Genomic DNA, 14681 nt, shown 5'->3' with positions numbered 1-14681 from the left:
TTTGGCCGTAATGGGCCGATAATTTGTCCAATCGGGGGCGCGCGCGAGGGTGCCGGGGACAAACCAGGCGCTATCTGGCGGCTTTTCGCACCAAAAGCGCCGGTTGGGTGACGCCGTCGAGGCCGGCCAGGATCAGCACGGTCAGCAATGCGTTCTGCGGGCCGTACCAGGCGTTGACCGGCTTGTACCATTCGTTGCGCGAATGCCAGTTGCCGCCTTCGCCGCCGCCGCCGATGGTGACGGCCGGAATGCCGAGCGACATCGCGATGTTTGAATCGGTCGAGGAGCCGGCAAAGGTCGGCTTCGGGCCCCGGGTGACGGCCGAGACCGCGCGCTCCGCGGCCTGCACGATCGGCGAATCCATCGGCACGATGCCCGCCGGCCGGTCGCCGATCAGTTTCACCTCCACCGTCATCTTGTCGGACTTCCAGCGCGCGTTCTCATCGGCGACGGCTTCCTTGACGAGGTCGAGCAGCCGCGCCTCGAGCTTGAGCAGCGCTTCCTCCGAGTTCGAGCGCATGTCGACCGCCATCTTCGCTTCCGCCGCGATGGCGTTGACCGACGTGCCGCCGCTCACGGTGCCGACGGTAAACGTGGTCCTGGGATCGGAAGGCGGCTGCAGCTCGGAGATTTTTGCGATCGCCCGGCCCATCGCATGGATCGCGCTCGGCAATCCGAATTCCGCGAACGAGTGTCCGCCGGGCCCCTTGAAGGTGAACTCGTAGCGATGGCTGCCGGTGGCCTGGTTGACGACGCGGGTGATGCCGAGCCCGTCGATCGAGATGAAGCCGTCGATATCGGCGTGATCGCGGAACAGCGCCTTCACCCCGCGCAGATTGCCGAGTTCTTCCTCGCCTACCGTGCCGACGAACATGATGTCGCCGACGGTCGCGACCTGGTTCTCGTTCATCGCCTTGATCAGCGACAGCATCGCGGCGAGCCCGCGAGAATCGTCTCCGATGCCGGGCGCTATGATCGCGCCGTCCTTCTCCTTCACGGTGACGTCGGTGCCTTCGGGAAACACCGTGTCGAGATGCGCCGACACCACGAGCCGGGGCCGGCCGCCGCCAGTGCCCTTGCGCAGCGCGATCACGTTGCCCTCGGCATCGATCGCGGCATCCTTGAAGCCGAGCTCCTGCATCCGCTGCCGGTAGTATTCGGCGCGAAGCTTCTCCTTGAACGGCGGCGCGGGAATTTCGGTGATGCGCTTCTGTTCGGCCAGCGTCCGCACATCGTCGGCCCTGATGTCATCGAGTATCTTGCCGATTTTGGGATCGGCCAGAATGGCTTCCAGGCCGGGAGCAGACGCCGTTTGCGCGTCTGCCGTTCGCAGCGGCAATTCGGCGGTCAGCAGCAAAGCGGCGAAGATGATGAACAGACGGCTATCGCTCTTCATGAAAGGTCTCCGTATCCCTACGCACTTTTCCCGTGGTTATACGGGCGATGGAAGCCATTGGCTAATCGTTCGTCAAAACCGCCGATAAATTTTCCAATCAAGTTACACCCGTCCTCCACATGTAAGCGCTAACTCTGGGGAAGCGAAGACATGCGTCAGATGTTCAACGGCAGACAATGAACCAGCACGACCGACTCACATCAGGCTTCGATCGCGTATCGCAGCTGATCGGCCGCTACGGCAGCGCGCTGATCGGCGTTTTCGCTATCGCGATGGTCTGGGCCGGTACACTCTACGGCATTTCAGAGGAGCGAACACGGACCGAACAGGCCGCGCGTCAGAACAATTCAAATCTGACCCGGGCGTTCGAGGAACAGATCATCCGGTCGATCAAGGCCGCCGATCAGACGCTGCTCTACGTGCGCGACTCCTACGCCAAGGATCCCAACGGCTTCGACATGTCGTTATGGTCGAAGAACAGCCAGTTTCTTTCGGATTTCTCGTTCCAGGTCGTAATCATCGACAAGAACGGCATCATGCTCGCGAGCAATCTCGACCCGGGCATGAAGGGACTCGATCTGCGCGACCGCGAACACTTCAAGGTGCACGCGGAGGGCACCATCGACCATCTGTTCATCAGCAAACCGATCTTCGGCCGCGTATCGAACAAGTGGTCGATCCAGCTTACGCGACGCATTTTTGCACAGGACGGCTCGTTCGGCGGCGTGGTGGTCGTTTCGCTCGACCCCGAATATCTTTCGCGGTTCTACAATTCGGTCGACATCGGCAGAAAGGGCATCGTTACGCTTGTCGGCCTCGACGGCATCGTCCGCGCGCGCGCCTCCTCCGGGCCCAGCGCGGTCGGCATGTCCGTCGCCGGCAGCGCACTGATGGCCGGCCTTGCACGCGAAGATAGCGGGTCGTTCACGGCAGCAAGTCGGATCGACGGTATCGAGCGCATCTCCAATTTCCGTAAGGTCAACGGCTATCCGCTGGCGGTCGCCGTCGGACAGGCGTCCGAGGAGGTCTTTGCCGCCCAGCGTCGCGATCGCGACCGGAACCTGATCGCCGCAGTACTGCTGAGCCTGGTCATCCTCACCATCTCGATCCTGATCGTTCGCTACGAGGCCGGATTGGCCAAGTCCCGCGACGCGGCGGAGGCCGGCACCCGCGCCCGCTCCGAATTCCTCGCGATGATGAGCCATGAAATCCGGACGCCGATGAACGGCGTCATCGGGCTCGCGGACCTGCTGGCGGCGAGCGACCTGCCCGCCGAGCAGAAGAAGATCGCGACGACGCTGCGGGAGTCGGCCGACTATCTGTTGCAGCTCCTGAACGACGTGCTCGATCTTTCCAAGCTCGACGCCGACCGGATGGAGATCGAACACGTCGAATTCCACCCCCGCCTGTCGGTCACGGCCACCATCGAACTCATGATGTCGCGCGCCAAGGCGAAGGGATTGCAGCTGACGGCGTCGATTGCCGATGAGGTGCCGCGGACGGTTCTCGGCGATCCGGCCCGCCTCCGCCAGGTGCTGTTCAATCTGGTCGGCAACGCCATCAAGTTTACCCAATCCGGCGCCGTAGAGGTCGAGGTCGAGGCCGAACCGGCGGACGGCGGACTGACGCGGTTGATTTTCAAGGTCACCGACACCGGCGTCGGGATCCCTCCCGACGCGATCAGCCGCCTGTTTCGCGAATTCTCGCAGGTCGACAGCTCGATCTCGCGTCGGTTCGGCGGCACCGGCCTTGGACTGGCGATCAGCAAACGCCTTGTCGCCTGCATGGGCGGCGAGATTTCGGCTCAAAGCACGATCGGAAAAGGTAGCCAGTTTCGATTTTCGGTGCTGGTCAAACCACATCTGGAACAGGAAGCGGAGCGGCAGCCGCAGGCCGCCACGTCACCGGCTAAATCCGGAGCGTCGTCCGAACCTGCCGCCGCCGCGGACTTCCGCCCGCTGAAAATCCTGGTGGCCGAGGACAACGTCACCAATCAGTTCGTCATCCGCAAACTGCTCCAGAAGCTCGGCTACACCCCCGACCTGGTCGAGAACGGCGTAGAGGCGGTGGCGGCGGTCCAGAACCAGAACTACGACCTCATCCTGATGGATATGATGATGCCCGAAATGGACGGCCTGGTCGCCACACGGACGATTCGCCGGCTGCCCCCGCCTTCACGCGACATCCAAATCATCGCCCTGACCGCCAACGCGACCAGCCAGGACGAACTGGCCTGCCTGGCGGCCGGCATGAACGACTTCGTCACCAAACCCGTCACCAGGGACCGTCTGACCGAGGCGCTGGCCCGCGTGAACACCGCATCCACCCAGGAAAGATTGATCGCATGACCCAGAGTTTCTCCTTCGACGAAGCCGTCTTTCGCGAGCTCGGAAGCGAACTCGGCGCCGACGACTTGGTCGCGTTGTTGAACGTCTTCCTGGCCGACACCGCCAAAAAACTCGTCAGGATCGAGGCCCAGGACCAGACCCGCGCCGTCATCAAACGCGAGGCTCATTCGATGAAGAGCTCGGCCGCCACGTTCGGCTTCAGGGTGCTGTCGCAAACGGCGCGGCAGCTCGAGGCCGGCGCCGAAGACATGCCGCAAGCCGCGCTGCAAGCATCGATCGGCGAACTCCGGCTCGCATTCGAGGCGACACGGGTATTCGCCGATCGCAACCTGCTCCAAGGCACGTCAGGAGCGGCGGCATGACCGCGATAGAACACCGCACCGACGAGCTGAGAGGCAGGCTGCTGGTCGTAGAAGACGACCTGGTGCAGCGGACCATCATCGGATCGATCGGCGCCAAGCTCGGCTACGACACCATGATCGCGTCGACCTTCGAGATCGCATCGCAGATGCTGCGAGACGAAAAATTCGACATGATGACGCTGGACCTGTCGCTCGGCGAGCGTGACGGCGTGGAGTTGCTGCGCCTGATCGCCGCCCTGAAGCTCAATGCCATGCCGATCGTGATCGTCAGCGGGTGCGAGGAGCGCGTCCGGAACACGATCAAGCGCGTCGCCGCCGCGCTGAATCTCTCGCTGACCACCAGCCTGGCCAAGCCCCTGAACATCGACAAGCTGCGCGCGGCGCTGAAGCGGCCTGCGCTCTTGAGCGCCGCGGCCGGCAGCCAAGCGCAAGCGCCGACGATCAGTCGCGATCGAATCGTCGCCGCGCTCAGGCAGAAGGAATTCCTCGTCGAACTGCAGCCCAAGATCGACCTGCGCACCAACGAAATCTGCGGAGCCGAGGCGCTGGCGCGCTGGCTGACGCCGGAATTCGGCATGGTTTCGCCCGCCATCTTCGTTCCGCTGGTCGAGGAATTCGGCCTGATGTCCGAGTTGACACACGCAGTCTGCGAAGCCGCCGTCGCCACCAGCCGCGGACTCATTCAGCAACGTCCCGGCTTCACCGTTGCCGTCAACGTCTCCGCGTCCGATCTGAGCGATCTCACCCTTCCCGAACGGATCGACGGCGTGTTGCGCACCTACGAGGTGGCCCCCGAAGCACTGATCATCGAGGTAACGGAAAGCATTGCCATGTCCGACGTCGATCGGGCGATGGACGTCGTATCCCGGCTAAGGCTCAAGGGCATGGGAGCCGCGATCGACGATTTCGGAACCGGATTTTCCTCGCTTTCGGCACTCGCCAAACTGCCGTTCAGCGAATTGAAGATCGACCGGTCCTTTGTCGGAAACTGCGCCAACGACAGGGACATGATGAAAATCGTGGAAGCTTCCATCGCATTGGCGAAAGCCTTCGGCATGAAAGTGGTCGCCGAGGGAATCGACAACCAGCCGACGCTGAGCGCATTGCGCGCCGCCGGTTGTGATATCGGCCAAGGCTATCTGTTCGCTCCCGCGCTTGGAATAAGGCAGTTCTCACACTTGATGAAACGATGGGATCCCCGCGCCGCCGGCCGGTTTCCGGCATTCCGTCCGCCCAGCCGGACAACCTCGCTTGCGTACGGTTGAGGCCGCGACGCTTTTCCTTAACTAAAACCAAAAGGTGAACCATGAGCAATTCGAGACAAAGCGCACGCCGTGACGACAGGACGAAGCCCGACGGGGTTCTCGAAGTACCGCGGCTTCTGGTCATTGAAGACGATCCGGTCCAGCGCACGCTCATCGTGCGCGCGGCGGAAAATACCGGCTATCGGGTGGTCGCGGTCGACTCCTGTCGCGCGGCCATCGAACAGCTCAAGACCGGCCGGTTTGACTGCCTGACGCTCGACCTGACGCTGGAGGACGGCGACGGATTTGACATCATGTGGCAGATGGCAAACGCCGGACAACGGGTGCCTGTCATGGTCGTCAGCGGAACGGACGCGAAGTCGCGCCACATCTGCCGGGCCAGGATGAAAGAACTGGGCATCGAGGTAACGCAGAGTTTCTCCAAGCCGGTCGATCTGGCCGTGCTCAGGATCGCGCTTGCAAACCTGCGCAGCGCCAGCGCCAAGCTGCCCAACATGCACGGGATGGGCGAGATCCACATTCCGGAAAACGCCGCGGAGCGCGCGTGAGCGTTAGCTCGCGCGCAAGCCGGATTCCTTGATCCGTCCGGCGAACCAGCCGGACAGCGGCTGATCGAAAGCGCCGCTGGTGTAGATTTCCGACGTCGTGACCTGCTTCTTGTCCAGCGTCAGCAATACGCCGATCCAGTAGGCGAACCACAGATGCGGGTCGGTCAGCGCCCGCAGCTTGTGCTGGTCATGGTCGATCGGCTGATGATTGGCCGATTTCCGAATCTCGACAGCGAGCAGGTTGTTGGGTATGGCGCGCTGATGCACGACGATGTCGGGATAGATCGATTTGGCGAGATGATCGTCGGTGGAGACGATCGATCCGCGCGGCAGCCGCAGCGTGCGGTCGCCCAGCCGGTCGTATTCACAGTCGGTCTCCCAGCCCGGGAATTGCCGTTCGACATGCACCGCCAGCCGGTGCGTCAGCGCACGCTCACCGGCTTCGTTTTCCAGCAGGAAGGCCTCGTTTGCATAGAACGCGTGAAGCGCGGCGATGACCTTGTTCAGAACGGTCTGCATGACGCCTCCCACGAAGGCGAGCGATCGAGGTCGCCTTACATTTGCACTTCGATCAGCCGCGGTCCCGGCTCGGCGACGGCTTCCGCCAGCGCCTTGACGAAATCGTCGACGTTGGCGACCGCGCGGGCCGGCACGCCCATGCCCTTCGCGAGCGCCACGAAGTCGAGGTCCGGACGGTCAAGTTTGAGCATGTCGAGCGCCCGCTGGCCGGGCTCGCCGGCGCCGACGCCGTCGAACTCGCCACGCAATATCTGGTAGATTTTGTTGGCAAATACAATCGTGACGACGTTGAGGCCCTCGCGCGCCTGAGTCCACAGCGATTGCAGCGTGTACATCGCGCTGCCGTCGCCGACCATGCAGATGACCTTGCGATCGGGACACGCCACGGCGGCGCCGGTCGCGACCGGGGTCGAGAAACCGATCGAGCCGCCCATGTTCTGCAGCCAGTCGTGCGGGTTGGCCGCCGCCGTCGGCGGAAAGAAGCCGCGGCCGGTGGTGATGGATTCATCGACCACGATGGCGTTTTCCGGGATCGCCATCGCGATCGCCTGCGCGATCGAGGCATGCGTCAGCGCGCCGGTCGGCTTTACGAGTTCGACCAGCTTCTGCGGCTGGCGGTCGGACGGCTGCGCCTGCAGCGCGCCCGCCAGCGCCTCCAGGGCGGCGACGGAATTTTCGGCGCCCGAGGTCATGCGATGCACCTCGCAGCCTTGCGGCTTGAGCAGGCTGGGTTTGTTCGGATAGGCGAAGAAAGCCACGGGCTCGCCGGCCTCGACCAGCACGATGTTCTTGAACTCCCTCAGGATCGGCATCGCCTGCTCGATCACGTAAGGAATGCGGTCGATCGAGAAACGGCCCCGCCCCCGCGCCACGCGCGGGTTGGAGGTCGGCGTCATCACCTTGCAGCCGGTCTTGCCGGCGATCCGGCCGGCCAGATCAAGCCCGTGCTCGGTGAGCGCGCCGCCGGTCATCAGCAGCAGCGTCGAGGCGCCGCCATTGCGTAGCAGCTTCGCAGCCTGGTCGACCGCCTTCGCAGAATAGCTGGCGCGCTGGTTCTCATCCGGCACCTGCGCGATGCCGTCGGCCTCGTTCCAGGCCGTGTCGGCGGGCAGGATCAGGGTGGCGATCTGCGCGCCCTTCGCCGCCGCGATTGCGGCCGCACCGTCGGCGGCGACCGATTTTGCATCCGGCGAAGTCCGCACCCAGGCGGACATCGGCCGGGCCAGGCCTTCGATGTCTGATGTCAGCGGGGCGTTGTAGGCGATGTGATAGGTCGCGTGCTGGCCGACGATGTTGACGATGCCGGAATTGGCCTTCTTGGCATTGTGCAAATTGGCAAGGCCGTTGGCGAGCCCGGGCCCGAGATGCAGCAGGGTCGACGCCGGCGTGCCCTTCATGCGGTAATAGCCGTCGGCGGCGCCGGTGACGACGCCCTCGAACAGACCAAGCACGCAGCGCATTCCCTCTACCCGATCGAGTGCGGCGACGAAATGCATCTCGGAGGTGCCGGGATTGGTGAAGCAGACATCCACGCCGCCTGCGACCAAAGTCCGCACCAGGCTTTCCGCGCCGTTCATGGTCTCGTTCCCTTTCGATCGTTGCTATATCAGCTGGCGGCGATCAAACATTTGTTCCGGCGTTTCGTCAAAGGTTTAGCGGAACAATGCAGCCATCGCCTAAGGCCTGTTGCCTTTTTCAACCAAGGCGTTCGAAAATGGCCGGGTCACAAGCTCGTTGGTTGCACGACCGGCGCAATTGTGGCCTCTCTCGACCGAGATATTCAGATTTTTTGACGAGGACGAAAATGACCCGGGCTTTTGCTTTTCTTTTTGCAGCGATGGTGGTGCTGGCGGGAGCCGGCCAGGCGCGGGCGCAAGGTTTTCCAAACTTCTTCTTCGACGATTCGCGCGACATCATGGGCGGCGGCCCCGGCTTCTTCCGGCCCGGCTCGCCGAGCGGATCGAGCCCGATCCCGCGTCAGACGGTGATGTTCAACGCCGGCTATGCGCCCGGCACGATCTACATCAACACCGCCGAGCGCCGGCTCTATCTCGTGCTCGGCAATGGTCAGGCGCTGCGCTATGGCATCGGCGTCGGCCGTGACGGCTTCCGCTGGGGTGGAACCCACCGCATTTCCGCGAAGAAGGAATGGCCGAGCTGGACGCCGCCGGCGCAGATGCTGCGCCGCCGACCGGACCTGCCGCGCCACATGCCCGGCGGCATCGACAACCCCCTGGGCGCCCGGGCGATGTATCTGGGATCGACACTCTACCGCATCCACGGTTCGAACGAACCCGAGACCATCGGGCAGGCCGTTTCCTCCGGCTGCTTCCGCATGACCAACGAGGACGTGACCGATCTCTACAGCCGCGTGCCGGTCGGCACCAAGGTGGTCGTGCAGAACTAACCGCCTTCTCCTGGAACCGCTGGGACGCACGCAAGCGCGTGATCGATGCGGGGGTCGATCACGGCTTTCTTTCCTTGCGCGCGCGCGCCGATTGCTGCAGCGTCGTTTGAATGCGTACGCCCCGCCTATTCCTCTGCCGATGGACGCTCGCGGCGTCCTTGGGCGCAGCTGTGCTCGGCGGAACATGGGTGCCGTGCGCGGCATCCACCGAGATCGCCTCGGTTGCGCAGCGGCAGCGCAGCGAGAAAAAGAACTTCACCGACAACGAGATCGTCGAAGGCTTCTTGAAGACTGCGTTCGGCGCCGAATATCATCTCGCCGGACGCGTCGACCGCATCAGAAAATATGACGTACCGGTCCGGGTGTTCGCCGACGGGACCCGCGCCGACCGCAAGGCGCAGCTCGCGAAGATCGTGGCCGACATCGCTTCGCGCGTTCAGCACCTCGACATTGCCATGGTCGACGATATCGACGCCGCCAATGTGCAGGTCAAGCTGGTGCGCGACCGCGACCTCCAGCGCACTATCGCGACATTCTACGGCAGCGAACGGGCGAAAGAAATTCGCTCTTCACTCGACCCGCAATGCCTGTCGGGCTTTCGCAAGAACGAGAAGTTCGAGATCGAGCATTCCGACGTGATCCTCACGATCGACAATGGCGACTTCGTCTTCTTCGACTGCGCCTATGAGGAACTGCTGCAATCGCTGGGACCGATCAACGATACCGAGAGCGTGCCCTGGACCATGTTCAACGACAACGTCTCGATGGGCTATTTCGACGTCTACGACCAGTATCTGCTGAACCTGCTGTATGATCCCCGGATCAGGCCCGGCATGACCGTGCAGGAGGTCAAGGCGCTGCTGCCGGAGGTGCTGACAGACGTGCGCGCATGGGTGCGCAAGGTCAACAACCTGCCGTAAGTAGCGGGCCGCGGCAGTGCTTGCTATGCCGCCTGCGGGCTGACCGCCAGTGCGATGTTCACCTGCGGGGACCCGGCCAGCTCCCTCAGCTATGTCCGGCGAGCATCGCTCGCGGTTGGGTCGAGCCCACGCATTCATCACTTTTCCGATGACAACGCAAAGTTTAATCTGCGAAAGATTGTGACTTCCAAGAGCAAATCCTATCTAATGGACTGTATGGGCGCCTCCTATAAGTTTTCCAAATGAACGACCTGCCACGTATCCAGGCCTTGCGCTGCTTCATCACCGTGGCCCGCGAGGGCACGGTTTCGCGCGCGGCCATGTTGCTGCACCTGACCCAGCCGGCCGTCAGCTTGCAGTTGAAGGGGCTGGAAGAAAGCACCGGCCTGCAGCTCTTCAACCGCACGCCGGGCGGCTTTACCCTGACGGAAGCGGGCGCCGCACTGCTGCCGCTGGCGCACCGAACCATATCGGCCTCGGCAGATTTCAAGACAGCGGCGGATTCCTTGCGCGAATCGCTGCGGATGACTCTGCGCGTCGGGACGATCCTGGATCCGGAGTCGACCCGTTTGGGCTCGTTCGTGCGCAGCATCGCCACGTCCTCGAAGAAGACCGAGGTGTTCCTCCGCTACGGCATGAGCAACGACGTGCTGGCCCAGATCGGCCGAGGCGAGCTCGACGTGGGATACTATATCGACGCCACGCCGCCCGAATACCTGACGCTGGACGTGCTGCCCGAACGCACCATCGAGGATGGCAAGTACCGGCTCGCAACGCTGACTCGCTACGACTACCGTGTGATCGCCCCCCTCGAATGGAGCGACAAGGTGTCGGGCAAGGATTGGACCGACCTGATCGATTTGCCCTGGATCACGACCCCGCACGATTCGGCACATCGCCGGCTGATCGACGACGTGTTCCGGCCGACCGGATCATTGCCTAAACGCGTCGCCTTCGCGGAACATGAAGACGCCATGATCGAATCCGTCGAAGCCGGCAACTGCCTCAGCCTGGCCCGTGACCACGTGATCGATCGCATCACGCGCAAACGGAATTTCGTGGTTGCCGACAAGGTGGCGCTGACCTGCGATCTTAGTTTCGCCTGTCTGACGTCGCGTCGGCACGAGCCCGTCATCTCCCAGGCGTTCTCGGCCATGCAGGCGGTATGGGGACGGACCCCGGACAGCGCGACGACCGCACCGGTCGAGGCGGTACGATCGCGCAAAAGCGCCAGGCGGTGAATAAAGCAGGATCAGATCTTGTTATCGCAGATCGATTTCAGCGACCGCCATTCTGCCGGCGTCAGCAGCGGCGGCCCGCTGGCTGACCGGTCTTCCCGGCTCATCCGCGCCAGCCGGTCCTCGCTAAGGGGATGGCTGGAGATGATGGACAGCCCTTTGCCCTCCTTGCCGGTGACCCTCAGCAACAATTCACCGGTCGGCTTTGCCGGACGGCCCAGCCGGTGCATGACGTCGATCGCAAAGCCGTCGGCTTTGGTCTCGGCCTCGCGCGAATGGGACGACGTGACCAGCGTGCGGGAGCCGAAGATCAGCGCGCTGGAGCCGGTGATGTCGCCGAACAGCAGTCCGATCAGGAACGAGGTGCTGCCGTCGCGGATCAGTCCGCGCATGCTGTCGCGATGCTTGAGATGGCCCAGTTCATGGGCCAGCACGCCCGCGATCTCGTCCGCGTTGTCGGCCTTCGCCAGCAAGCCATTGAACAGATAGACCCTGCCGCCCGGCAGCGCGAAGGCATTGGGAATCGGGCTCGACAACACGCCTGATTGCACCGAGGTGTCGAGGCCGGCGGATTCGCGGATGGCGGTGACGAGCTTGACGAAGGCCTTCTGCCCGGCGGGGTTGTCGCAAGCCTTGGCATCGAAGATCTTCCTGATCTGGCTGTCGGCGACCTCGCCGAGCCGCCGCTCGAACGCGTCAGGCACCAGCGGCACGAGGCGGTCGGCAATCAGGGGGAGGCCGAACAGCACCACCAGAACGATCGAAGTCGCGGCAGCCAGCGACCAGCCGACAATGACGGCGACGCCGCGCCGACCGGGCGTGTTTTGATCCAGCCTGGTGCAGCGCGAGGCCAGTTCGCCGGCAAGCGCGGCATCGCGCACCTCCAGCCTGGCCAACGCGGACGCAGTCGGACAACCGAGGCGCAGCATGCCCGACGGGCTGTCGGCGCGGCGGACATCCGCATAGTCCCAAACGGCCAGCGTCTGTTCGTGGTCGGTGATTTCGAGCCGGTCGGAGAAGCGGAGCATGACCGCGCGGCGCCGGCTCGATACGCCGTCGAAATAGGTCGCCGCATTGGCCGACGGCGTTTTCGAGATTTCCGGCACATCGCCATCCATGGTCATCACATCCTAGAACCCGCCGACATCGAGGCCGTCGGCAAAACCCTCGCCGAGCGCATTGGCGAGATCACCGCGCGCGGCGACGTTGGCGGCGGCCTCGATACCGACGATATTGACCGAGCCCAGCACGATGACCCAGAGATCGCGCGTCAAATAGACCCGCATCACCACGTTCATCGCCAGCGCCATCACCAGATAGCCGAGACCAGCCGCCACCAGCAGCGGAATGCTGCGCATCAATTCCGGCGTCTTGAAAAACTCCGTGAGTCCCTCGCCGCTCATGCTGGCGACCAGCACCGCGCATAGCGCCAGATAGATGCCGAAGACCGACCCAAGCAGGGCCATCCAGCCAACGACTTTCCAGTACAGCCCGATCAGCGCGCTCTTCGGCAATGAGGATTCCAGACGGACCTCGCCGAACCGAATGCCGGACAGCCACCAGCGCCACTCGATCGCCTTGTAACCGGCGTACACGAACGGCGCGATCGGGCTGATGTAGATCGCAATCGGCGTCAGCAGCCACAGCCACCAGCCGCGTTTGAAGAATTCCCAGCCGCGCCCCTCGAAGCGGCCCTGCAGGTCGCCGAAATGGGAGTGGCGCATCTTGTAGCGTTCAAGCGCCGCCGCGCGCCAAGGCAGGATCAGCCCGAGGGTGAGGATCATCAGCACGCCCCACAGCGATGCCTGCAGGGCATATTTCCAGCCCGACCCCGTCATCCAGAAGCGCACGCCGCGCCATACCGTTCGCGTCAGGCGGTAGCGCCGCGCGCGATAAATCGCGAACTGCCCGAACAGGTAGAAGAAGGCAACCAGCGGAATGCTGGCGAACGCCTGATAGCGCTCGGCTTCCAGACCAATCAGGAAATAGCCGAGATAGATTGGCACCAGGATCGCAAGCGCCACCAGAAAGCCGATCAGCAACTCCTTGCCGCGGCCGGTATATTCGGCAGCATCGCCATCAACCAGGGTGTTGGACCAGAGATGGCGACGAATATCGGTCAGCAGCCAGAACCGGTAGAAGCCGAGCGTGACAAGCTCGAGGGCCGCGCCGCGCTTGGCCAGATCGAAGAATTCACCCCGGCTGCCGGAAAATGCCACGGGCATCGGCGGCGGCACTGGCATGGGCGGCGGCCCGGGCGGCACCTGCGGGGGCCAGCTCATCTCATTCATCGATCAACTCCGACAGAAACGGTGGCGGATCAAACCACGAATATATCGGCCGTTGTGTGACCTAGGTTCCACAGGACGCATAGAAACGCGCTGCAACCCTTGCTTAGTATTCGCCCGCTTCCCGCCGCAGAGGTTACGCCGTTTTTTCGAACAACTCGCGGCCGATCAGCATGCGGCGGATTTCGCTGGTGCCGGCGCCGATTTCATAAAGCTTGGCATCGCGCAGCAGCCGCCCGGTCGGATAGTCGTTGATGTAGCCGTTGCCGCCGAGTAGCTGGATAGCATCGAGCGCGCATTGGGTGGCCTTCTCGGCGGCATAGAGAATCGCGCCGGCCGCATCCTCGCGCGTGGTCTCGCCTCGGTCGCAGGCCTTTGCGACGGCATACACATAAGCCCGCGACGCATTCATGGTGGTATACATGTCGGCGATCTTGCCCTGCACCAATTGAAAGGTGCCGATCGGCTCGCCGAACTGTTTTCGCTCGTGCACGTAAGGCAGCACCACGTCCATGCAGGCCTGCATGATGCCGATCGGGCCTGCCGCCAGCACCGCGCGCTCATAGTCGAGGCCACTCATCAGGACGTTGACGCCGCGGCCGACTTCGCTGAGCACGTTCTCCTCCGGCACCTCACAATCCTCGAAGATGAGTTCGCAGGTATCGGAGCCGCGCATGCCGAGCTTGTCGAGCTTTTGCGCCGTAGAAAAGCCCTTCATGCCCTTTTCGATGATGAAGGCGGTCATGCCGCGCGGACCGGCGTTGAGGTCGGTCTTGGCGTAGACCACCAGCGTGTCGGCGACGGGACCATTGGTGATCCACATCTTGTTGCCGTTGAGGACGAAGCGATCGCCCTTCCTGTCGGCGCGGGTCTTCATCGACACCACGTCGCTTCCGGCGCCGGGCTCCGACATCGCCAGCGAACCTACATGCTCGCCCGAGATCAGCTTCGGCAGGTATTTGCGCTTCTGTGCCTCATTGCCGTTACGCCGGATCTGGTTGACGCAGAGGTTGGAGTGGGCGCCATAGGACAGCCCGACCGCGGCCGAGGCCCGCGACATCTCCTCCACCGCAATGCAATGCTCGAGATAGCCCAGGCCCGTCCCGCCATACTCTTCCTCGACCGTGATGCCGTGCAGGCCGAGCGCGCCCATCTTGGGCCAGAGATCACGCGGGAACAGATTGCTGCGGTCGATTTCGGCGGCGCGTGGTGCGATTTCGTTCTGCGAAAACGCATGCACCGTCTCGCGGATCGCGTCCGCGGTGTCGCCGAGATCGAAGTTGAACATCCTGTGGGCGTTGGGGATCATGGCCACCTCCCGGCGAATGAGACGTTGTTTCAAACAGCCTTAATCTCCGTGGATACGCTTGTCACGGGGCGAAAAGCGCCC

The 14681-nt window shown here is 63.3% G+C and carries 13 protein-coding genes; 7 read left to right on the top strand and 6 right to left on the bottom strand.

Translation table 11 applies throughout. The features are described 5' to 3' along the window. Window positions 1–70: 70 nt before the first annotated feature. Complete coding sequence (locus QUH67_RS07145) at window positions 71–1396, bottom strand: M20/M25/M40 family metallo-hydrolase (protein WP_300945976.1); 1326 nt, start codon at window positions 1394–1396, stop codon at window positions 71–73. Between the two features lie 176 nt (window positions 1397–1572). On the opposite strand from QUH67_RS07145, the gene QUH67_RS07140 reads away from it, so the two are divergent. The 4 genes from QUH67_RS07140 to QUH67_RS07125 are packed head-to-tail and all read left to right on the top strand — an operon-like array spanning window position 1573 to window position 5919. Beyond that, complete coding sequence (locus QUH67_RS07140) at window positions 1573–3744, top strand: hybrid sensor histidine kinase/response regulator (RefSeq protein ID WP_300945975.1); 2172 nt, start codon at window positions 1573–1575, stop codon at window positions 3742–3744. Beyond that, complete coding sequence (locus QUH67_RS07135) at window positions 3741–4106, top strand: Hpt domain-containing protein (RefSeq protein ID WP_300945974.1); 366 nt, start codon at window positions 3741–3743, stop codon at window positions 4104–4106. Before QUH67_RS07140 ends, QUH67_RS07135 begins: the two co-directional genes overlap by 4 nt. Further along, a complete protein-coding gene (locus QUH67_RS07130) occupies window positions 4103–5371 on the top strand; it encodes an EAL domain-containing response regulator (protein WP_300945973.1) in 1269 nt (422 codons plus the stop codon). The genes QUH67_RS07135 and QUH67_RS07130 overlap by 4 nt, the downstream gene beginning before the upstream one ends. Window positions 5372–5412: 41 nt before the next feature. Next, a complete protein-coding gene (locus QUH67_RS07125) occupies window positions 5413–5919 on the top strand; it encodes a response regulator transcription factor (RefSeq protein ID WP_300945972.1) in 507 nt (168 codons plus the stop codon). Between the two features lie 3 nt (window positions 5920–5922). Here the strand turns inward: QUH67_RS07125 and QUH67_RS07120 are convergent, their stop codons facing one another. Continuing rightward, on the bottom strand, window positions 5923–6438 hold the full coding sequence (locus QUH67_RS07120) for a hypothetical protein (RefSeq protein ID WP_300945971.1): 516 nt from the start codon (window positions 6436–6438) through the stop codon (window positions 5923–5925). Window positions 6439–6473: 35 nt separating this feature from the next. Beyond that, window positions 6474–8015 carry an acetolactate synthase large subunit gene (locus tag QUH67_RS07115; protein ID WP_300945970.1) on the bottom strand — a complete coding sequence of 514 codons (1542 nt, stop codon included), beginning with the start codon at window positions 8013–8015 and terminating at the stop codon, window positions 6474–6476. A gap of 227 nt (window positions 8016–8242) precedes the next feature. On the opposite strand from QUH67_RS07115, the gene QUH67_RS07110 reads away from it, so the two are divergent. The 3 genes from QUH67_RS07110 (at window position 8243) to QUH67_RS07100 (ending at window position 11006) form a co-directional block, all read left to right on the top strand. Then, window positions 8243–8845 carry a L,D-transpeptidase gene (locus QUH67_RS07110; RefSeq protein ID WP_300945969.1) on the top strand — a complete coding sequence of 201 codons (603 nt, stop codon included), beginning with the start codon at window positions 8243–8245 and terminating at the stop codon, window positions 8843–8845. A 110-nt stretch (window positions 8846–8955) separates the two neighbouring features. Next, window positions 8956–9765, top strand: coding sequence for a DUF2927 domain-containing protein (locus tag QUH67_RS07105; protein WP_300945968.1), 810 nt, complete (start codon window positions 8956–8958; stop codon window positions 9763–9765). 242 nt (window positions 9766–10007) lie between these two features. Continuing rightward, window positions 10008–11006: a LysR family transcriptional regulator gene (locus tag QUH67_RS07100; protein WP_300945967.1), complete on the top strand. Its 999-nt coding sequence runs from the start codon at window positions 10008–10010 to the stop codon at window positions 11004–11006. 11 nt (window positions 11007–11017) lie between these two features. Here QUH67_RS07100 and QUH67_RS07095 read toward each other — a convergent pair whose 3' ends face one another. From QUH67_RS07095 to QUH67_RS07085, 3 genes are all read right to left on the bottom strand, one after another. After that, on the bottom strand, window positions 11018–12121 hold the full coding sequence (locus QUH67_RS07095; protein WP_300945966.1) for a M48 family metallopeptidase: 1104 nt from the start codon (window positions 12119–12121) through the stop codon (window positions 11018–11020). A gap of 12 nt (window positions 12122–12133) precedes the next feature. Next, a complete protein-coding gene (locus QUH67_RS07090) occupies window positions 12134–13294 on the bottom strand; it encodes a DUF898 family protein (RefSeq protein ID WP_300945965.1) in 1161 nt (386 codons plus the stop codon). A gap of 133 nt (window positions 13295–13427) precedes the next feature. Next, complete coding sequence (locus QUH67_RS07085) at window positions 13428–14600, bottom strand: isovaleryl-CoA dehydrogenase (protein ID WP_300945964.1); 1173 nt, start codon at window positions 14598–14600, stop codon at window positions 13428–13430. Window positions 14601–14681: the final 81 nt, after the last annotated feature.

This window comes from Bradyrhizobium roseum, from assembly GCF_030413175.1.
In the GTDB taxonomy this organism is placed as follows: Bacteria; Pseudomonadota; Alphaproteobacteria; order Rhizobiales; family Xanthobacteraceae; genus Bradyrhizobium; species Bradyrhizobium roseum.
This window is presented reverse-complemented; position numbering and strand designations above follow the sequence as displayed.

What these genes read in the sequence shown, in the direction of transcription:
- QUH67_RS07145 (WP_300945976.1), bottom strand. Translation starts at nt 1,396, where the DNA reads ATGAAGAGCGATAGCCGTCTGTTCATCATCTTCGCCGCTTTGCTGCTG.
- QUH67_RS07140 (WP_300945975.1), top strand. Translation starts at nt 1,573, where the DNA reads ATGAACCAGCACGACCGACTCACATCAGGCTTCGATCGCGTATCGCAG.
- QUH67_RS07135 (WP_300945974.1), top strand. Translation starts at nt 3,741, where the DNA reads ATGACCCAGAGTTTCTCCTTCGACGAAGCCGTCTTTCGCGAGCTCGGA.
- QUH67_RS07130 (WP_300945973.1), top strand. Translation starts at nt 4,103, where the DNA reads ATGACCGCGATAGAACACCGCACCGACGAGCTGAGAGGCAGGCTGCTG.
- QUH67_RS07125 (WP_300945972.1), top strand. Translation starts at nt 5,413, where the DNA reads ATGAGCAATTCGAGACAAAGCGCACGCCGTGACGACAGGACGAAGCCC.
- QUH67_RS07120 (WP_300945971.1), bottom strand. Translation starts at nt 6,438, where the DNA reads ATGCAGACCGTTCTGAACAAGGTCATCGCCGCGCTTCACGCGTTCTAT.
- QUH67_RS07115 (WP_300945970.1), bottom strand. Translation starts at nt 8,015, where the DNA reads ATGAACGGCGCGGAAAGCCTGGTGCGGACTTTGGTCGCAGGCGGCGTG.
- QUH67_RS07110 (WP_300945969.1), top strand. Translation starts at nt 8,243, where the DNA reads ATGACCCGGGCTTTTGCTTTTCTTTTTGCAGCGATGGTGGTGCTGGCG.
- QUH67_RS07105 (WP_300945968.1), top strand. Translation starts at nt 8,956, where the DNA reads ATGCGTACGCCCCGCCTATTCCTCTGCCGATGGACGCTCGCGGCGTCC.
- QUH67_RS07100 (WP_300945967.1), top strand. Translation starts at nt 10,008, where the DNA reads ATGAACGACCTGCCACGTATCCAGGCCTTGCGCTGCTTCATCACCGTG.
- QUH67_RS07095 (WP_300945966.1), bottom strand. Translation starts at nt 12,121, where the DNA reads ATGGATGGCGATGTGCCGGAAATCTCGAAAACGCCGTCGGCCAATGCG.
- QUH67_RS07090 (WP_300945965.1), bottom strand. Translation starts at nt 13,294, where the DNA reads ATGAATGAGATGAGCTGGCCCCCGCAGGTGCCGCCCGGGCCGCCGCCC.
- QUH67_RS07085 (WP_300945964.1), bottom strand. Translation starts at nt 14,600, where the DNA reads ATGATCCCCAACGCCCACAGGATGTTCAACTTCGATCTCGGCGACACC.